The organism is Crossiella sp. CA-258035 (assembly GCF_030064675.1).
In the GTDB taxonomy this organism is placed as follows: Bacteria; Actinomycetota; Actinomycetes; order Mycobacteriales; family Pseudonocardiaceae; genus Crossiella.
The window spans coordinates 5566273-5584328 of record NZ_CP116413.1 but is presented as its reverse complement, the minus strand read 5'-3'; the positions used below and the strand labels follow the sequence as shown (position 1 = coordinate 5584328).

17 protein-coding genes are annotated in these 18056 nt (G+C 73.7%); 2 read left to right on the top strand and 15 right to left on the bottom strand.

Features of this window, described 5'->3' with window-relative positions; translation table 11 throughout:
- Positions 1–92: 92 nt before the first annotated feature.
- Positions 93–851, top strand: a complete 759-nt coding sequence (locus N8J89_RS25540) for a glycosyltransferase family protein (RefSeq protein WP_283659544.1) — start codon at positions 93–95, stop codon at positions 849–851.
- Here N8J89_RS25540 and N8J89_RS25535 read toward each other — a convergent pair.
- The 9 genes from N8J89_RS25535 to N8J89_RS25495 form a co-directional block, all read right to left on the bottom strand.
- Positions 817–1113, bottom strand: a complete 297-nt coding sequence (locus tag N8J89_RS25535; RefSeq protein WP_283666246.1) for a response regulator transcription factor — start codon at positions 1111–1113, stop codon at positions 817–819. The genes N8J89_RS25540 and N8J89_RS25535 overlap by 35 nt on opposite strands.
- A 1358-nt stretch (positions 1114–2471) precedes the next feature.
- Positions 2472–3422 (bottom strand): P-loop NTPase family protein, encoded by a 951-nt coding sequence (locus N8J89_RS25530; RefSeq protein ID WP_283659543.1) that lies wholly within the window; start codon positions 3420–3422, stop codon positions 2472–2474.
- A 6-nt stretch (positions 3423–3428) separates the two neighbouring features.
- Entirely contained in the window at positions 3429–6182 is a 2754-nt protein-coding gene (locus N8J89_RS25525) for a discoidin domain-containing protein (protein ID WP_283659542.1), read from the bottom strand.
- Positions 6183–6317: 135 nt separating this feature from the next.
- Positions 6318–6761 carry a DUF4383 domain-containing protein gene (locus N8J89_RS25520; RefSeq protein ID WP_283659541.1) on the bottom strand — a complete coding sequence of 148 codons (444 nt, stop codon included), beginning with the start codon at positions 6759–6761 and terminating at the stop codon, positions 6318–6320.
- Positions 6762–6832: 71 nt separating this feature from the next.
- Positions 6833–7993, bottom strand: a complete 1161-nt coding sequence (locus N8J89_RS25515) for a nitrilase-related carbon-nitrogen hydrolase (protein WP_283659540.1) — start codon at positions 7991–7993, stop codon at positions 6833–6835.
- Between the two features lie 210 nt (positions 7994–8203).
- Entirely contained in the window at positions 8204–8776 is a 573-nt protein-coding gene (locus N8J89_RS25510) for a TetR/AcrR family transcriptional regulator (protein ID WP_283659539.1), read from the bottom strand.
- Positions 8740–10167, bottom strand: coding sequence for a DHA2 family efflux MFS transporter permease subunit (locus N8J89_RS25505; RefSeq protein ID WP_283659538.1), 1428 nt, complete (start codon positions 10165–10167; stop codon positions 8740–8742). Before N8J89_RS25505 ends, N8J89_RS25510 begins: the two co-directional genes overlap by 37 nt.
- Positions 10164–10331, bottom strand: a complete 168-nt coding sequence (locus N8J89_RS25500; RefSeq protein ID WP_283659537.1) for a hypothetical protein — start codon at positions 10329–10331, stop codon at positions 10164–10166. Before N8J89_RS25500 ends, N8J89_RS25505 begins: the two co-directional genes overlap by 4 nt.
- Positions 10328–11656: an amidase gene (locus tag N8J89_RS25495; RefSeq protein WP_283659536.1), complete on the bottom strand. Its 1329-nt coding sequence runs from the start codon at positions 11654–11656 to the stop codon at positions 10328–10330. Before N8J89_RS25495 ends, N8J89_RS25500 begins: the two co-directional genes overlap by 4 nt.
- Before the next feature lie 68 nt (positions 11657–11724).
- Between N8J89_RS25495 and N8J89_RS25490 the strand changes: the two genes are divergently transcribed.
- Positions 11725–12114: a MerR family transcriptional regulator gene (locus N8J89_RS25490; RefSeq protein WP_283659535.1), complete on the top strand. Its 390-nt coding sequence runs from the start codon at positions 11725–11727 to the stop codon at positions 12112–12114.
- Here N8J89_RS25490 and N8J89_RS25485 read toward each other — a convergent pair.
- The 6 genes from N8J89_RS25485 to N8J89_RS25460 form a co-directional block, all read right to left on the bottom strand.
- Positions 12111–13160: a CHAT domain-containing protein gene (locus N8J89_RS25485; RefSeq protein ID WP_283659534.1), complete on the bottom strand. Its 1050-nt coding sequence runs from the start codon at positions 13158–13160 to the stop codon at positions 12111–12113. The genes N8J89_RS25490 and N8J89_RS25485 overlap by 4 nt on opposite strands.
- Entirely contained in the window at positions 13157–14809 is a 1653-nt protein-coding gene (locus N8J89_RS25480) for a tetratricopeptide repeat protein (RefSeq protein WP_283659533.1), read from the bottom strand. Before N8J89_RS25480 ends, N8J89_RS25485 begins: the two co-directional genes overlap by 4 nt.
- On the bottom strand, positions 14806–15741 hold the full coding sequence (locus N8J89_RS25475) for a hypothetical protein (protein ID WP_283659532.1): 936 nt from the start codon (positions 15739–15741) through the stop codon (positions 14806–14808). Before N8J89_RS25475 ends, N8J89_RS25480 begins: the two co-directional genes overlap by 4 nt.
- The gene (locus N8J89_RS25470; protein ID WP_283659531.1) at positions 15738–16982 is read right to left on the bottom strand and encodes a hypothetical protein; all 1245 of its coding nucleotides are present in this window, start codon (positions 16980–16982) and stop codon (positions 15738–15740) included. The genes N8J89_RS25475 and N8J89_RS25470 overlap by 4 nt, the downstream gene beginning before the upstream one ends.
- A gap of 35 nt (positions 16983–17017) precedes the next feature.
- On the bottom strand, positions 17018–17557 hold the full coding sequence (locus N8J89_RS25465; RefSeq protein ID WP_283659530.1) for a hypothetical protein: 540 nt from the start codon (positions 17555–17557) through the stop codon (positions 17018–17020).
- A gap of 154 nt (positions 17558–17711) precedes the next feature.
- Positions 17712–18035 carry an alpha-amylase inhibitor gene (locus N8J89_RS25460; protein WP_283659529.1) on the bottom strand — a complete coding sequence of 108 codons (324 nt, stop codon included), beginning with the start codon at positions 18033–18035 and terminating at the stop codon, positions 17712–17714.
- Positions 18036–18056: the final 21 nt, after the last annotated feature.

The window sequence follows — 18056 nt, the reverse complement described above, 5'->3', positions numbered from 1 at the left end:
CCGGCCGCCTCTGCCCCAGGTAGGACTATCAGCCGCCGATCGAAGACCACGGGCAGACGCGCCACCCAGGCCGCCAAAAATACCCTCCAGCCATGGTTGACGACACTCGGCAGAGCGCGGATGTGCTTGCGCGGCAAGCGTTGTTCCCCGGGCGGTGGGTCGGCGGGGTCTCGCTGATCGCGGGCCCGCTCCTGCTGCTGACCGGTGCGCTGCTGCGGTCGCCGTTCCACTTCTTCTTCCCGCAGCAGCTCCAGGCCCACCAGCAACATCCGGCGCTGATGTCCGCCGCGTACGCCTGCTTCGCGCTCGGCAACGTGCTGCTGTGCTTCGCGGTGGTCGCGCTGTGCCAGCGGATCGCGGCCACCCGGCCGGTCTGGGCGTACTGGGGCGGCACACTGGTGATCCTCGGCCTGTGCACCCGCGCCTACCACGCGGGCACCGACCAGCTGGTGTTCGTGCTGGCCGACACCCAGGGCATCGAGCGGGCCGGACAGCTCGTGAGTGACTACTACCGGTTCTGGGGCGAGCTGACCTGGCACCCGTTCCGCACCTTCGGCGGGGCCATCCTGATCGGCTGGATCGTGCTCGCCCTCGGCGCTTGGCGATCGGGCGTGTTCGGTCCGCTGGGCGCGCTGGCGCTGGCCCTGATGTCCTTGCACGCCTTCGGCACTGTGAAGGGCACCCAGCTGCCGGTCTCGCTGATCGCCATCGGCGGGCTGACCCTGGCCCTGGCGCCCTTCGGCGTGCGGCTGCTCCGCGACGGACCCAGGCCCACCCGCAAGGCGCTGATCTGGACCGCCGTGATTGTCGCGCAGCTCATCCTGGGCGTGTTCTTCGCGCCCCGGGGCTGACCTCGGTGCGGCTGCGCGCGCCGAGCTTGCGCAGCAGGCTGGCCACGTGCCGCTCCACCGTGCGCGGGGACAGGAACAGCAGCTCGGCGATCTCCCGGTTGGTGCGCCCCGAGGTGATCAGCCGGGCCACCTCCCGCTCGCGCGGGGACAGCGCGCCGCCGTAGCCGCGCCTGCCCGGTCCGCCGCCGAGCGGGCCGCGGTGCTGGCGCAGCAGGCGTTCGCAGCGGGCGGCGTCCCAGCTCGCGCCGAGCTCGCCGAACATCCGCGCGGCCTCGGCGATCCGCTGCTCGGCGGTGGTCTGCTCGCCGGTGGTGAACAGGTGCCGGGCCAGGGCTTCGACGGCGCGGGCGTGCTCGTAGGGGCGGGGGAGAGCGGCGAACTGCTCCGCCGCGTCCGCGAGCAGCGCCGCCGCGCCATCGGCATTCCCGTCCGCGGCGGCCACCAATCCGTTGTCGTAGGCCAACATCGCCTGTCCAAGCGGGTAGTCCCGGTCCGCGATCTCCGCGGCGAACTCGGCCAGCAGCGTCCGCGCCGGGGCCGGAGCTCCTTGTCGCAGCAGGGCTTCCACCGCCGCGTCCACCAGTTCGGCGGCCCACACCCACACGCCCTTGCGCCGGATCTCGGCACAGGACAGGTCCGCCGGTCGGCCGCGGGCGGTGGCCAGCCGGATCCGGGTGGCGGCCGCGGCGGGCACCGCGGAGCCGCACCAGCCAGGTCCGGCCAGCAGCGACTCGGCCTCCGCCCACTCGCCCTTGGCGAAGGCGAGCCGGGCCAGCACCAGCCGTGACTCGGCGGCCGAGCGCGGGTTGTGCGGGCCGGTGCCCAGGTGCGCGCGCACCCGCTCGGCCAGGCCGGTCCACTGGCCGGTGACCAGGGCCAGGCGGAGCTGGTTCGTGGTCGCCCACTGCGCCAGGTACGGGGCCGCACTGGCCAGCGACTCGGCCTCGGCCAGGAAGCCGGCGGCGGCCCGGTGGTGGCCGAGGGTGATCGCGGCGTCGGTGAAGTTCAGGTAGCCGCGCAGCAGCTCCAGCCGATGACCGGTGGTCGGCAGCGCGTCCCAGGCGCGGTGGTCGCCGAGCTGGAGCAGGGTGGTGGACCGGTTGACCTCGATCGCGGTCAGCAGCGCGGGATCGCCGCGCCGGGGCGTGAGCCGGTCCAGCTCGGCCAGCCAGCGCAGGTGTTCGGCCATCGGCGCGGTGCCCAGGTGCGGCAGGGCCAGCGCGGAGACCGCCCTGGCCGCCAGCGCGGGCCGCCGCCGCAGTTCCGGGACCGCGCGCACCAGCTCCGCGCGGCCCGCGTCGGCGTCACCGGCCTGGTTGGCCAGCAGCAGGCCCAGGTGCAGTCGCAGCTCGCCGCGCACGCCGTCGGGCAGCAGGTCGTCGGCGACCAGGCCGCGCAGCAGGGTGACCGTGTCGCGGTAGGACCAGCTGCCCACGGTCAGCCTGCCCAGTCGGCCGGCCAATCCCGCGCGGATCCGGCGGGGCAGCCCCGGTTCGCCGAGCAGGTCGCGCAGCAGTCCGACCGCGGTGGCGGGCGCACCGGCGCGCATGGCCCGGTCCGCGGCGCGTTCGGCGTGCCGGGCGGCCGCGGCCAGGTCGCCCGCCGCGCGGCAGTGGTGGATCAGCTCCGGCAGGGCCGCGCCGTCCAGCGCCCGCACGATCGCCGGATGGGCCTGCCGCCGCCGCGCCACCGGCATGGTCTCGGCCACCGCGAGCGCCCACAGCGGCGGCCGGAACTCGAACGCGCCGTCCGGGCGCACCGCGAGCAGCCCGGCGTCCACCGCCCGCACCAGCGCCGCCTCCGCCCTGGCCGAGTCCACCCCGCACACCCGCGCCGGGACCGCCGGGTCGATCGGCCCGCGCAGCAACGCGGCGACTGCACCACGGCCGGTACCGGGTTCAGGCGGTCGGCCACCAGCTCCAGCACCCTCCTCGGCAGCCCGGCGCGCACCAGCGCCGCGCCCGGCTCGCCGTCGGCAGGGGTGATCCGGTCCAGGACCTCGTTGACCAGCAACGGAATCCCGCCGGTGAGCCGGTGCACCTCGGCCACCCAGGGCTCCGGCGCGTCCACCAGCGCCGCCACCTCGGCCACCCGCAGCGGCGCCAGCTCGACCCGTGGTCCAGGCCACGGCGCGGAGGTGAGCACCATCGCGACCCCCGGGGGCAGCCGGGTCGCGCAGCACCGCAAAACCCCGCGCGACCAACGGTCGGCCAGCCTGAGGTCGTCGACCACGAGCAGCGCCGAACCCGCCCCGGCGAGCAGTTCGCGCAGTGCCGCGCAGGTCCGGTAGGCCGAGACGTCCGCCTGCTCCGCCGCGGTGATCACCGCCCGCCCCGCCGCCGGATCGCACCCGGCCTCCACCAGCGCCCGCACCACCTCGCGCAGCAACACCTTCGGCTCATCCGGCAGCCCAAGACATTCGACCAGCGCCCGCACCCCGGCGGTCGACCCGGCGAGCACCCGCGCGGCGAGCCAGGACTTGCCCAGGCCCGCCGCGCCGTCCACCAGCACCACGGCGGGCGGGTGCGCGATCAGCTCGCCCACCCGCGCCACCAGCGACTCTCTGTCCACTGTGGACTATTTCTTCAGTCTGCGCGCGCCGATCTCGGCCGCACTGGTCCAGGTGCCGCCGTTGATCTCACTGGTGGCCCGCAACCTCAGGTACCGCCCCGTTTTCGCGGCGAAGCTGACCAGCTTCTCGCCCTTGTCCGCGGCGAAGTTCCCGGTCGCCACCGCCTGGCCCCAGCTCGTGCCGTCGGTGCTGACGTAGACCTCGTAGCCCTTGATGCCGCCGTTGACCCCGCTGTCCTGCCTCGGCAGATAGGACAGGCCGGTGATCTCGTGCGTGGCGCCCAGGTCGAGCTGGATCTCGTGCGGCAGCGCCGAACCCGTGCCCGACCACTGGGTGTGCCACTGGGTGCCGGGGTTGTCGTCGATGGCGTTGGCCGCGGCCCCGTTCTCGCCCGCGGTCTCCTGGCTGTCCACGTGCTTGACCGACCAGCCGGACTTGGCGATCGGCTCGTCCGCCCTGGTCGGGATCGCCTGTGGCACCGGCAGTTGCACGCCCTCGGCGGTGATGGTGAACGCCGCGCCGATGGACTGCGAGCCGGTGCGCACGTGCAGCACGCCGCGCTCGAAGAACCAGCCGGTCGCCGCCGCCTCGTAGTCGGCGCGCTTGGTGTAGCCGGTCAGCGCGCTGCCGCCCAGCGTCACCTTGCCCGGCGCGCCGGCCACGTGCACCGCCAGCTCGTAACCCCGGCTGGCAGGCTTGCCCGCGTAGTCGCCGACGGACGCGCCGACCCGCACCGTGACATCGCCGCGGCCGCCGGTCGGCGCGGACACCGACACCTGCTGCTTGGCGTGCTCACCGCGCTGGAACCGCCGGGTGACCCCGTCGTCCTCGTACAGCTCGAAGCTGGAGCTGCCGTTGGGGTAGACGTCGAAGGTGATCGGCGTCTTCGGCTTCTCCCGGTGGTGGTTGAGCTGCGGCCACATCGGCACGATCGCGCCGCCCTTGACGAACAGCGGCAGCCGGTCCAGCGGGGCCTGGTAGCCGTCGAAGGTGCCCGGACCCTGGTACACCGTGCCGGTCCAGTAGTCGGTCCAGGTGCCCGCGGGCAGGTAGATGCCGTCCCTGGTGGAGGTCGCCGAGGTCACCGGCGCGACCAGGAAGGCGTCCCCGGCCAGGAACTGCTGGCTGGTCTGGTTTCCCCTGGCGATCGGGTCGTTGGGGTACTCCAGCACCATCGCCCTGGTGGTCGGCACCCCGGTCTCGTGCGCCACCCGCGCCATCGAGTAGAAGTACGGGGTGAGCCGCATCTTGAGCTTGAGGTACCTGCGGTTGATCTCCTGGTGCGCCGCGTCGAACCGCCAGGGCTGCTTGTCCTGGTAGGCCGAGGTGGGATTCTTCGCGCCCCAGCCGGACATGCTCATCAGCACCGGCGTGAACGCCTTCCACTGCAAGTCCCGCGAGTAGGTGTCCGGGCTGCCCGCGAAGATCCCGTCCACATCGCCAGCCGCGTAGTTCAGCGCGGAGAAGCCCGCGCCGGTGATCGCCGGGACGTGCCAGCGCATGTTGTCCCAGTCGCCCTCGGTGTCCCCGGTCCAGACCACCGCGTTGCGCTGGGTGCCTGCCCAGCCATCGACCGTCCAGACGAACCGGCGGGCATCGCTGTTGTCCTCGATCCCGGAGACCGCCTGCTGCACGCCCTCGAACGCCTTCTGGTAGCCGCCGCCGATCCAGGCCACGTCGGTCTTGATCATCCGCGAGCCCGCGCGGACCTCCTCCTTGACGTTCTTCAGTCCGGTGGAGGTCCACAGCCCGGTGTAGAAGCCCTTGTCCTGCAAGGACTTCACCGTCTCCGGCAGCTTGGTGTAGCCGCAGCCGTAGCCGTCGTTGGGCAGGAACCAGCCCGAGGGCATGTCCGCCGCGCGGGCCTGCTCGGCGTACTTGAGCACATCCGGGGTCGTCTGGTGGTCCACCCGGTTGTGGTCGCCCTGGTACTCGGGGTTGCTCGCGTTCCAGCAGTCCGCGTGCCCCATCTCCAGACCGTAGATCGGGGCCAGGAAAGGCTTCCCGGTCACGTCGGTGTACCGGTCGAGCACGTCCTTGAGGCCCTGCCCGGCGAAGTACACCGCGTCGAACCGGCCCTCCTCGTGCGTGGTCTGCACCGGCGAGGTGAAGGCGTAGCTGCCCGGTGACCAGGTGTTGCGCACCACGCCGTAACCGTTGGTGGACAGGTAGAACGGGGCCGGGCTGGCGTTGTTGCCCTCGTTCCACTTGTTGTCCACCCGCACCGGCACCGTCTTGTCCCGCAGCGCCCACGCGCCCAGCCGCAGCCCGGTGCCGTAGAACTGCTCGTCCTGGCCCCGCACCAGCCGCTGCCGCGCGGCGCTGGTGCTCCAGGTCAGCCCGGCCGACTCCTGCCACACCAGGGTCTGGTTGTCCTTGCGGTACAGCGCGAAGCGCAGCGGTTTCTGGTACGCGCGCAGCACCACCGCGTCGGTCTCGATCTTGTAGTAGTCGGTGGTCTCGGTGACGGTGGTGCGCACCGGGCCGAAGTCGGTGCTGGTCAGGATGGCGCGGCCGACCGGATCGGCGAACGAGCCGCCGGGGCCGAGCCAGAGCCGGAACACATCGGGCTGCAGGAAGGCCACCCGGACGCGGTCACTGCCCGCGCTGATGGCGACGGTGGATCCGTCCTGGCTGATCCCGGTGATCGCACCGAGGGTCCGCTCGGCTGGCTGGGCCTGTGCCTGCTGCCCGAAGGCCAGCAGCGCGAGCAGGGAGAGGACGCCGATCAGGCGGCGCAGGGGTCGGGGCACTCGCATGTCGTACTCCCGGCGGGGATGAGGGTGTGCGCGAACATGCTTCAAAGTGCCGCCGACGGTACATATTCGCGCAACCCCGTGGAAAGACGCTACCGGGAAGTACGGGTCAGGGGTTTTTCAGTTGAAGTTCGGTGTTTACCGGGTCTCGCGCAGCGTCCGGCCACCGAGACCGAACGCCAGTCCGATCATCCCCAGGGCCAGTACCAGGTGCAGCCAGTTGTCCGCGTCGTTGACCGGCACGAAGTTCGCCGCGCTGTTGTGGTCGATCAGCAGTCCGTAGAACCACAGCACCAGGTAGATCAGCCCGCCGCCGACCAGGTACAGCGCCGCGCCCCTGGTGCTGCGGGCCAGCGCCAGTGCGGCGAAGCCGAAGGCCAGGTGCACCAGGTTGTGCACGACGGAGACCGCGAAGACCCCCATCAGCAGCGCCCCGGAGTGGTGGCCGGCGAAGGTGAGCGAGTCGAAGTTGGTCGTCAGTCCCGGGATGAACCCGGCGATGCCCACGAGCAGGAACACCACGCCGACCACGAGCGCGGCAGTCTGAACTGGGGTGCGCCGAACCGTTGCGGTGGAAGACATCTGGGCTCCCTTGTGAGTGCGTAGTCGCCCCGGTCTACCCCCGTCGCGCGTTGGTAAACACCCCGGCGCGATCAGTCACCGCGTCGGGCGCGCAGGAACAGCCCGCCGACGCCCAGCGCGAGGCACAACCAGCCGAACCAGTCACCGAACCGGGTGTACAGCGTCGCGCCCGGCCCGGTCGGCAGTTCGGCGACCACGGTCGCGAACGGCTCCGGCCGGTCGGTGCGCGCCTCGGCCAGCACCCGCCCGTACCCGTCGGCGATGGTCAGCGTGCCGGTGCGCGCCGCCCACACCGTGGCCTGGCCGTGCTCGACCCCGCGGAGCAGCATCATCCGGGCGTGCTGCCAGCCGTTGTCTACCTCGTCCGCGGCCGGTGCCAGCAGCAGGCCGGTGCCCGCGGCCGCGTAGTCACTGACCGGGGCGGAGTGGTTGACATCCCCGCAGATCACCACGCCTGCCCGGTCCCGGACGAGGAGTTCGGCGCCCGGCACGCCTGCCGGGTTGTGGTGCTTGAGGTAGGAGACGGGCTCGCCGCCATCAGCCGGGAAAAAGGCGGCGTAGTTGTACTTGGCCGCGCCGTCCCAGCGCATATAGCCGACCACGATGTCCAGGGCGCGGTCCTTGGCCAGGCGGCGCATCGGGTCGAACAGCGCGGCGGGCCGGGTCTCGTGCGCGCCGAAGGACCCCTCCGGCAGCACCACGGCGCGGACCCCGGCGGGCAGCGCGGCGATCCGCTCGGCGTAGGCGGCGACCAGGTCCCGGCCGGCGGGGGTGGCCAGGTCCGGGGCCCACATCCGCTGGTTGGTGGAGATCGCGGCCACCCGCTGGACCGGGCCGCCGGACTCGGCCAGCCGCAAGGCACCCGCGCCCAGCGCTACCGCCAGCACCACCACGGCGACGGCCGCGGTCAGCACGCGGCCCCGCGCCCCGGGCGCGAGCACCGCCGCGATCGTCGCGGGCGCCAGCAGCACCAGGAACTCCACGCCCCACATCCCGGTCACCGCCGCGGTCTGCAACACCAGCGGCACATCGCCGAGGTCGTTGGCCAGCGTCCCCATGATCCCCATCGGGTTGGCCACCGACACCAGGCACACCGTCCCGGTCCACAGCGCGGACGCGGTCAGCGCGGCCAGCAGCGCCCGCCCGCGCACTGCCTGCCGGTGGAAGCCCCACACCGCCAGCGCGAACACCAGCGACATGCCCACGTTGATCATCAGCCCGACCGGCCACATCGGGGTGTCGTGCGAGCGCAGCTGGAACTCCCAGGCGTTCGCCGTCCCCGCCAGGTAGGCCAGGAACCCGGCCCCGCAGCGGTCCAGGCCGGGACCCGGGAAGCCAGCAGCAGCACCGGCAACGGGGCCAGCCAGGTCAGCGCGGGGACCGGGGACATGCCGGTGCCGAAGTAGAACAGCGCCCCGGACGCGGCCACGGCGAGCACGCGGTCACGTGCGGAGGCCATCGAGCACCCTCTCGGTCGTGCGCTTGCACAGCGCGCGGAAGTCCTTTTCGGACAGTGCGATGCGGCCGCCGTGGTACAGCTGCAACAGGCCCAGCACCGGGGTGGTCAGGGCCAGGGTGACCTCCAGTGGATCACCCTCGCGCAGCAGCCCGTCCCGGATGGCCTCGGCCACCACCGCGAACACCGGGGCGAAGGTCGGCGAGTCGCCTGCCTGGAAGTCCGAGGGGAACTGCCGCACCCCGTCCCGCCGCTCGGTGATGACGAAGGTGTACAGGTTCGGCTGGCCCAGCGCGAAGTCCAGGAAGTCCTCGGCCAGGCCGTCCACCCGCTGCTCGAAGGTCCCGTCCGGACTGCGCCGCCCCCAGGTCGCGGTGACCTCGGCGACCGCGTTGTCCACCACGGTGCGCAGCAACGCCTCCCGGTTCGGGAAGTGCCGGTAGCTGGCCATCGTGGTGACCCCGGCGGCCGCGGCCACCCGGCGCATGGTCACCGCCTGTGCCCCCTCTGCCAGCAGGATCGTCAGCGCCGCTGCCGCGATCCGGTCCGCCGTGCCCATGTGTACACCGTACACGGGTCACGCGCGCGCAGGGCGAAGGCGGCCAGCACGGCCGCGGCGACCAGGAAGGCGGCCGAGAGCAGGAAGGCCGCCGAGTACCCCGCGGCCAGCGCGGGGCGAGTGGCCTGGCCACCGCTGACTGTGGCGGACACCGTGCTCAGCACCGCGAGGCCGATCGCGCCGCTGGTCTGCCGGATCGCGTTGAGCAGTCCGGCGGCCAGCCCGTTGTGCCGCGGCGGCAGGCCCGCGGTGGCCGCCACCGTGATCGGGGTGAACGCCGCCGCGCTGCCCAGCCCGAGCACCACCCCCGGCAGTGCGACCGCGACCAGGTAGGGCTGGTCCACGCCCAGAAGTGCCCCGGTGGCAAGGAATCCGGCCGCGCCGACCAGGCAGCACAGCACGGTCGCCCGGCGCGCGCCCCAGCGCACGGTGAGCGGTCCCGCCGCCCGCGCGCCGACGCACATCGCCACCCCGATCGGCAGGTAGCCGAGCCCGGCTTCCATCGGCGTGGCGCCGGAGACGTACTGCAGGTACAGCGAGATCAGGATCGGGCTGGCGAAGAAACCCAGTCCCAGCAGGAACATCACCCCGTTCGCCGCGGCCACCGAACCCAGCCGGAACACACCGAGCGGCACCAGCGGATCGGCCGCCCACCGCGCCTGGTGCACCAGGAACACCGCCAGCAGCAGGACGCCGCCGAGCAGCGGCCCGAACACCGAGGGGCTGGCCAGTCCGGCCTGGGCCGAGCCCATCACCGCGTACACCACGCCCACCAGCCCGGCCGTGGCCAGCACCGCGCCCACGGTGTCCAGGCGGGCGGGGGAGTCAGCCCGGTCCCGTGGCGGCAGGATCCGGGCCGCCAGCACCATCGCGGCCACCCCGATCGGCACGGTCACGAAGAACACCCAGCGCCAGCTCAGCGCCTCGGTGAGCAGCCCGCCGACCACCGGGCCGCTGGCCGCGCCGACCGCGCCGACCGAGCTCCAGGTGGCCAGTGCCCTGGTCCGCCGGTCCGGATCGGTGAACGTGGTGGTGAGCAGGGACAGCGTGACCGGCATCAGCAGCGCGCCGCCGAGTCCCTGCGCGGCCCGCGCGGCCAGCAGCAGCCCCGGCCCGGTGGCCAGGCCGCCGACGGTGCGGGCCAGGGTGAACAGGCTGAGACCGAGCAGCAGGATCCGCCGCTGGCCGAAGGTGTCCGCGCACCGCCCGCCCAGCAGCAGGAACCCGGCGAAGGCCAGCGTGTAGGCGTTGACCACCCAGGGCAGTGACTCGGCGGGAAAGCCCAGCGCGCCGCCGATGTCGGGCAGCGCCACCGAGACGATGGTGGCGTCCATGATCACCATGAACGCGCAGGCGCAGGCCAGCAACAGGATCAGCTTGTCTGTCCTCATTGGACGGTGTCCTCGAAGTCCGGGCCGGGCACCGCGTACAGCGCGTCCACCGCGGCCCGGTAGGCGGGATAGGTCGTGATCAGGCCGTCCAGCTCGGCTCCCTGCGCGGGCAGGCTGGCGGCGGCCAGCGCGGCGCGCACCACGGCGCCCGGATCGGCGGTCATGCCTGCTCCTGGAAGGCCGCGCCGACCCGGACCAGCAGGTGCTCGCCGTGCTCCGGTCCGGCCAGCTGGAGCGAGAGCGGCAGGCCGTCCGCGGTGCGTCCCATGGGCAGTGCGAGCACCGGGTTGCCCACCGCGTTCCAGTACGGCGTGTGCAGCAGCCCGAACAGGCCCTCGTTGTCCTGGTGCCCGGCCGGGGTGGCCAGCGCCTCGAACGGTGGCGCGCCGGTCGAGGCGGTCGGGCAGGCGATGACGTCGACCTCGCCGAACAGTTCGGTGACCGCAGCCCGCGCCACCCGGCGAACCCGTTGTGCCGCAACGTAATCCGCGCCCGAGACCAGCGCGCCGGTGGCCAGCAGCCCACGGGCGGCCACGGTGTAGTCCGACCAGCGCTCGGCCAGGTCGGCGCGGTGGTGGGCCAGGCCCTCGCAGTTCGCGGTGACCAGCGTGGCGGTGACCGTCTCCCGCCAGTACGGCAGCCGCACCTCGGTCACCTCCGCGCCGAGCCCGGTCAGCACGTCCAGCGCGGTGTCGAAAGCCGGTGCCACCGCGGGATCGCCGTGTGCCGGGAAGTGGTGTTCGCGCACCACGCCGATCCGCAGTCCGGTCAGGTCCTCGCCGGGTTCGGGCATGGTGAACGGGGTCAGGGTGGCCAGCACCGCGGCGCAGTCCAGCGCGCCGTGCGCGAGCGGGCCGATCCGGTCCAGGCTCGGGCTCAGCGGCACGCTGCCGGCGGTCGGCACCAGCCCGTAGGTGGGCAGCAGTCCGGTGATCCCGCAGAACGCGGCCGGCATCCGGATGCTGCCCGCGGTGTCCGAGCCGATCCCGGCCAGGAACATCCCGGCCACCACCCCGCTGGCCGAACCGGAGCTGGAGCCACCGGCCCAGCGCTCCGGATCGTGCGGGTTCCGTGGCACCGGAAAGGGTTTGCTGAGATCGGGCAGGCCGCAGCCGAACTCCATCATGGTGGTGGTGCCGGTGAGCACCGCGCCCGCGGCTCGCAGCCGGGCCACCACCGGCGCGTCCCGGCCGCCGCCCCAGCCGGGGTCGAGCACCAGGCTCTGCGCGGTGGTGGGCGCGCCGGCCAGCGCGAGGTTGTCCTTGATCCCGATCGGGATGCCGTGCAACGGACCGCGGTCCAGCCCCTCGGCCAGCTCCCGGTCCGCCCGGCGCGCGGCGGCTCTCGCCTGGTCGTCGAGCCTGGTCAGGTACACGCCGAGCCGCGCGTCATCGCGGTCGGCGGCGGCGATGGCGGACTCGGTGAGCGCCTCGCTGGTCACCTCTCCGGCGCGCAGCGCGGCGGCCGCGGCCAGCAGTGGGTCGGGCACAGGTTCCCCCTCTGAGTTAGGTAAGGGTTACCTTGCAAGCTCAACCCGGGTTGAGGTCAAATGGGCTGGTGGACAAGCTCTGCTCGATCCGGACCGCCGCCGCGCACTTCGACCTGCCGATCTCCACGCTGCACTACTGGGAGCGCCGCGGCCTCATCAGCCCGCGGCGCCGCGGCGGCCAGCGCTGCTACGACGCCACCCAGCTCTACCGGATCGCGCTGATCAAGCAGTGGCGGTTCCTCGGCCGCCTTTCCCTGGAGGAGATCGGCGTGCTGCTGGCCGGACGCACCGCCGCGCACGACTGGCACGACACGGTGGTCGAGCGGATCGCCTTGGTGGACAAGGAGATCCAGGAGCTGGAAGCGGCGGGCGCCTACCTGCGGCACCTGCTGACCTGTCGGCAGGACGTGCCGGAGCAGTGCGCGCACTTCCGATCCGGGCACCCGATCCCGCTCTAGCCAGGGGCGTAGGCGGTGCCGAAGGCCGCCCACACCAGCGGGGTGTGCGCGGGCGCGCCGGTGGCCTCCCAGTGGTCGGCCTCGGCGCGCTGCCAGCGGTTCAGCGCGGCCACGGGATCGGCGTCGGCGTGCGCTTCGTGCACGGCCAGCACCGCCGCGGCCAGGACGTCGGCCGGGGCGTGGAAACCGGGGAACAGCCGGGTCAGGCCCGCGTGGGTGGGCAGCACCCAGCGGGTGGCGGTGACGTGCTCGGCCCCGCCGTGCACCAGGGCGGCGAGCAGGCCGGAGGGTTCGGCGTAGCGGTGGTCGCCGCCGCTCTCGCAGGCGATCAGGGCCACCCGGTTCGGCATCCGCCAGCCCAGCAGGTCAGCGGCGCTGAGCGGACACTGGGCCAGGTGCAGGCGGGCCTCCAGCGCGTGCGCCGCGGTGGTCACGTGCCCGACGTAGAGGAACCGCCCGGCCCCGGCCAGCGCCGCGCGCAACGAGTCGCGGTCCAGCGGATCGAGCGCGGCCAGCGGCGCGGGCACCTCGGTCAGCACCCGGCCGAGCGGGGTGGGCGGGTCGACCACCGCGGCCAGCGGTCCGGTGCGGGCGGAGACCCGGCGGGTGGGCGCGTTGCGCACGGTGGCCGGGGTGAGCAGGGAGACCTTGGCGTGGTGCACCAGACGTTGTGCCCGGTCCACCCGCAAGGCTTCCCACGGCACCTGGGCGGTGGACGGGGAGGGCTGGATCCGCAGGTGCAGGCCCACACCGGCCGAGGCCAGCTCGCGGGCCAGCTGCGCCGGGATGAGCGCGGCGGCCAGCTCGGTGGCCAGCGCGCACTCCCGGTCCCGGTCGGTCAGCGCGCCTCCGGCGAGGGCGCGGCTGAGGGCCTGGTGCGCGGACTCGCCGGGACGCGGCGTGGGCAGGGCGTCGGCCAGCGCGGTCAGCGGCGGGGTGACCCGTTCCCGGGGCAGGGCAAGGACCCTGGGGTGTTCGGGGTCGTGTTCCCAGCGCCAGGTCAGGTAGAGCTCGCCAGCGTCCACATAGGACAGTTGGACGGTCACCACGAGCGGACCACCTCCGGGCCGCGGACCTGGATGCCGTGCCGCTGCCAGGCCAGCTCCAGCCAGGGTTCCAGCGGCGAGGGCACCGCGAGGTTGGCGCGGACCCGGGGCGGCAGCGGGAGTTCCGGGGTGGCGCTGTGTTCGGCGGGGCCCGAGGCGGCCAGGGCGAGCTCGTCCGGGGCGGGGAAGGCGAGCAGGTCGGGCAGGGTGGCGGGGGCGGCGGGCTGGGGGAGGGCGACGGTGGCGGCGAGGTGGTCGAGGTAGGCGGCGGCCAGGGCGAGGTCGCGGGTGGCGCCGATGGCGAGCAGGGCGGTGCGGGTGGCGGGGGCGGCGGCGGTGCTGATCCAGCGTTCGCGGAGGGGGCCGGCGGGGAAGCGGTGGCGGGCGGCTTCGGCGGCGAGCGCGGCGGGGAGGGCGAGGTCCAGGGCGCGAGCGGCGAGGGTGGGATTCGTTGAGTGGGGGACTTGGTCGCGTTTGGCGCGGCGGAGCAGGGCGTCCGCGTGCCACCAAGCCAGGTTCAGCGCCAGGTGCCACAGGCCGTGTTCCGCGCAGGCCGCGCGGGCCTCGGCGAAGCTCTCGTCGGCCCGGTCGAACTCCGCCATTGCCTCGAAAGCGCTGCCGCGCACCGACAACACCCCGATCCGCACCCGCGGCGAGTCCGTGGGCACCTCCGCCAGCAGCCGCACCGCCTCCGCCGGGCGGCCCAGCGTCACCTGCGCCGCCGCCTGGCCGAACGCGCTGGCGATCCGGTGCCACGGGTCGGTGCCCAGGCCGGCCGCCGCGGTGTAGTGCGCCAGGGCTTCCTCGTCCCGGCCGGCCAGGTGGGCGAGGCGGCCGAGGCTGTTCAGCGCGATGGCCTCGCCGTCGGACTCGCCGAGGGCGGCGAACAGCTCCCGGGCCAGGTGCTGGTGTTCGGCCGCGGTCTGGGGGTCGCCGGTGCCGTCGGCGATCTCGGCCAGGGCCAGGTGGATGTTCGGGATCAGTTGGGGGGCGGCGGTTTGTGCGAGGGTCTGGGCGGTTTCGGCGTCGGTGGCGGCTTCGGCGAACTCGCCCGCGGCGGCCAGCACGGAGGCGCGGATGGTGTGCAGGGCGGCCAGTCCGCCTTCCTGGGGGAGGGGGAACCAGGTGCTGGCCTCGATGGCGGCGTCCAGCAGCTGTCTGGCCTCGGCGGAGCGGGCGTGGTGGCGCAGCACGTGCGCGTACTCGTGGCACCAGGTCAGCAGGTGGCCGAGGACCTGTTGGGCCAGCTCGTCTTCCGGGGCCAGGTCCAGCGCGCGGCGCAGGTCCGGCAGGGCGGACTGCCAGTCGCCGGTGTTGACCACGGTCTGCGCGCGGACGGCGAACAGGGTGGCGCGCAGGGACTCCGTGCCGAACTCGTCGCCGGCCAGCGCCTCGCACTCGTGGGTCAGCTCGATCGCGGTGTTGATCAACTCCAGTGCCGGTTCGCCCTCGGTGAGGCTGGCCAGGTTGATCAGGGTCTGGGCGCGCCGGGCCAGCGCCTCGGGGTCGCCGGGCGCGGCGAGGGTGAGGGCGTGCGCCTCGTGCATCAGGCTGGCTGCCCCCGCCAGGTCACCCTCGGCGAAGCGGTGCGCGCCCTCGTTGTGCAGCTGCTTCCACCGCTGCCAGGCCGGACCGGCCGGCGTGGTCATGCGCCGCTCCACAGCAGCCGGGCGGTGCGTTCGGTGAGCGTGGCGGCGGGATCGTCCAGGCGGGTCCTGGCATGGGCGACCAGCGCGGCGCGGCGGTCGGCGGCGGCTGGGTCCGGGGGCGCGGGCTCGGCGAAGCCGGGGGCGTAGACGGTGAGCACGCGCTGGTCGGCCGGGAGCAGGAGTGCGGTGGCGGGCAACGGGATTGAGCCGGTCAACGAACCGGCCGGGGTCGGTTCCAGCGGTAGGTCGACTGGGCCGAACTGGGCGGCCAAGCGGGGTGGGACTCCGCCGGGAGCGGGCCGGGCGGTGACCTCCAGGAGGGTTTTTCCGTTGCGGCGCAGGATGGTCCAGGTTGACTCGGCGGCGGCGTCGACCGCGCCCGCGGGGACCAGCGACCAGTCCACCGGTGCCGAACCCTGTTGCACCACAACGCCATCCGGGCGAGCGTCGGCACCGGCGGCGAGCGCGAAACCCTCGCGGGTCAGTGCGGCGGTCGGCGCGGGCAGGGTGACGCCGAAGTCCTCGGCCAGCTCGGCCAGCTCCTCGGCGAGGGCGAGCGCCTCGGGATGCCCGGACAACGCGGCGAGGGGCAGGGGGAGCAGTGCGGACAGGGCGCGTTCGGTGGCTTCCTCGTCGTCGAGGAGGTGGCTGACCGCGGCCGTGGCCACCGCGTGCTCGGCGGCCAGCAGGGCGGGGTGCAGCGGTGGCACTTCGGCCACGGTTGAGGCGGGCCACCAGGATCGGGCCCAGTTCAGGCGGGCCAGGCGGTGCACCGCGGCGAGCACGGCCGGATCTTCGGTCAGCTCCCACAGCCAGGCGGCGGCGCGCTGCTGCTCGTGCACCTCGGTGACCGGGCCGGGCTCGCCGAGCACGTCCCAGCGCACCAGCGCGCCCGCGGCCTCGACCAGCGCGCTCTGCTCGGGATGGGTCATGCCGCACCGGCTTCCCGGCTCAGCGCCGACCGCAGGTGGTCGCGCTGGTCCATGATCACCGAGCGCAGCACGCCGTCCAGCAGGTCCCACACCTGCCCCGCGGTGAGCTGCCCGGTCCGCAGCTCCCTGCCGTGCAGGCGCACCCACAACCGGCGCAGGTAGGCCTGGCGCACGCCGTGCACGCCCGCGCGCAGCCGGTCCGGCACCTGCGCGCCGGGCAGGCGCAGCACCCGGCGCACATAGGCCTCGCGCTGCCAGCGGGCGCGCAGCCGGGTCGCCGCGCCGGGCGGGACCGGATCGTCGTTGTCCAGGCCGCCGGTGGCGTCGCGGCCCAGCACCAGCGTCACCCGGCTGACCTCCTCGGCCAGCTGCCAGGGCTGGGCGCAGCGGTGGATCTCCTGGCGCACCAGCGCGGGCACCTCGGCCATCGACTCGCGGTGGAACCCGCTGGTGAACGCGGCGAAGAGACGTTCCAGTACCGAGCGGTCCCAGGGTTTGGGCAGCTGCCGCTTGGACGCGCCATCGCCCAGCGCGGGCCGGGCCGGGCGCTCGTGGTCGGTCAGCCCGTAGCCGAGGGCGACCCCCGGCCGGTCCGCCCCGGCCGACTCGTGGGTGCCGGTGCGGCCGGTGACCAGCGCGGCGAACAGGCCCTCGTCGGGGGTGTCGGGGCAGGTGGCCAGGAAGTCGGCGGGCCGGGCCGCCGGCGCGGTGGATTCCCTTGGCGCGGGCCAGGTCTGGGCGAGCAGCTCGGTCAGTTCGGCGGCATGCGCGCGGACGAACTCGCGCAGCTCGGCCACGGTGCGCCTGCCGGGGGAGTGCAGCTCGGCGATGGTGTCCGCGGCGATCCGCTCGGCCTCCGGACGGCCGGTGGGGTCACCGTGTTCGGTGGCCAGCTCGTAGCAGCGCTGGAAGTACAGGTCCTGCGGGTTGCCCTCGGTGATCCCGGCCCGCCGCCGCGCCTTCTTCAGCAGCGTGAACCAGGCCGCCGTCGCGGCCAGCGCCGGACCGGCCTCGGTGATCACCCGGCGCAGCTCGGCGGCGTGCTCGGCCAGCACCGAGCCACCGGCGAACCGCGGGTTGCGCACCGGGCGCAGCACCAGCGGGTCCAGGATCAGCTTCTCCGTGCGCGCCAACGGCCGCCCCGCGCCGTTGCTCAGCGCCGCGACCGCGGACCCCAGCTCCGCCCAGCACTGGGCCAGCAGCTGCCCCCTCGGCACCGCCGTCGCGGTCGCACTCCCCATGCCCCGAGCCTAAGGCGTGCGCGGCCGCCAGTTCGTTACGAGGTGGGCTTGCAAGCCTTGGCGCGCGCTGCGGCCAACTTCAGCTCGTGCGTCTCCAGCTTGAGCGGGCGCAGCGGGTCGACAGCATCGCTGGTGTGGTCCTGCACCGCCTGCGTCGCCTTGAGCGCGGGGTCCTGTGCGCCGCCGGCGTCCAGCTTCTTCTTGCCCTCCGCCGCGGCGTCCCTCGCCGCGGTGAACTTGTCCACGAAGGTCTTCTTCACCGCGTCACCGTCCGGGGCCGGCGAGGTGGCCAGCGCGTTCAGCTCTTCGACCGTCTTGCCGGCCAGCTCGGTGAGCCTGCCGAGCTCCCCGCTCAGCCACTTCTTGGTCACCGTGATGCCGGACTTGTTCTTGCTCCGGTGCTCGTTGTTGGCGACGCGGTAGCCGTGCACCGCGCCGCACAGCCCGTCGAACCAGGCCACCGCCTTGGCATCCGGCTCGGCAGGAGTCGCGATCGTCGGACTGACCGTGACCGTGGTGGTGGACGGCGTTGGTGCGGGCGGCGCTTCCCCGGAACAGGCCGTCGTCCCGAACAATGCCCCCAGTACGCAAATCCCCAGAATCTTCGCGCTCATCGTTCCCCTCATGGCGTGAACACGCTCCGGGGTGCGCGCGGGTTGCCTTGGCCGCACCGGCAGTTTCGGGCGGGCCACCCCTGGTGACCGGGGTGGCCCCACCGCAGCGGGCTGATCAGCAGGAACGCAGCTCGGAGACCTTGGGCCGGGGCGGCACGGCGGCCGCGCCACGGGTCTCGGTGAACTCGTAGCCGCGCGGGACCGAGACGCAGCTGCCGTCGGCCGCCCAGGCCCAGATCATCCGCACCCGCTGGGTGCCGGAGCAGGTGTTGACCGCCTTCGCGTGGGCGGTGTTGCCGGTGCGCCACTGCTTCAAGGTGACGCAGGACGGCGCGGTGCCCTCGATTCCGGACCCCGCCGCCTGCGCGGGCGCGGCCATCAGGACCCCGCCCGTGACCGCCATCAACGCCACTGCCACGGCGCTCGCTGTCTTACGCATGCAATCCCCTTCCCAGCCGCC

Bases quoted from the DNA above. Each gene is read 5' to 3' on its own strand.
- N8J89_RS25540 (WP_283659544.1), top strand. From the start codon at position 93: ATGGTTGACGACACTCGGCAGAGCGCGGATGTGCTTGCGCGGCAAGCG.
- N8J89_RS25520 (WP_283659541.1), bottom strand. From the start codon at position 6,761: ATGTCTTCCACCGCAACGGTTCGGCGCACCCCAGTTCAGACTGCCGCG.
- N8J89_RS25475 (WP_283659532.1), bottom strand. From the start codon at position 15,741: ATGACCCATCCCGAGCAGAGCGCGCTGGTCGAGGCCGCGGGCGCGCTG.
- N8J89_RS25480 (WP_283659533.1), bottom strand. From the start codon at position 14,809: ATGACCACGCCGGCCGGTCCGGCCTGGCAGCGGTGGAAGCAGCTGCAC.
- N8J89_RS25470 (WP_283659531.1), bottom strand. From the start codon at position 16,982: ATGGGGAGTGCGACCGCGACGGCGGTGCCGAGGGGGCAGCTGCTGGCC.
- N8J89_RS25515 (WP_283659540.1), bottom strand. From the start codon at position 7,993: ATGTGGCCGGTCGGGCTGATGATCAACGTGGGCATGTCGCTGGTGTTC.
- N8J89_RS25535 (WP_283666246.1), bottom strand. From the start codon at position 1,113: ATGTTCGGCGAGCTCGGCGCGAGCTGGGACGCCGCCCGCTGCGAACGC.
- N8J89_RS25525 (WP_283659542.1), bottom strand. From the start codon at position 6,182: ATGCGAGTGCCCCGACCCCTGCGCCGCCTGATCGGCGTCCTCTCCCTG.
- N8J89_RS25510 (WP_283659539.1), bottom strand. From the start codon at position 8,776: ATGGGCACGGCGGACCGGATCGCGGCAGCGGCGCTGACGATCCTGCTG.
- N8J89_RS25505 (WP_283659538.1), bottom strand. From the start codon at position 10,167: ATGAGGACAGACAAGCTGATCCTGTTGCTGGCCTGCGCCTGCGCGTTC.
- N8J89_RS25460 (WP_283659529.1), bottom strand. From the start codon at position 18,035: ATGCGTAAGACAGCGAGCGCCGTGGCAGTGGCGTTGATGGCGGTCACG.
- N8J89_RS25500 (WP_283659537.1), bottom strand. From the start codon at position 10,331: ATGACCGCCGATCCGGGCGCCGTGGTGCGCGCCGCGCTGGCCGCCGCC.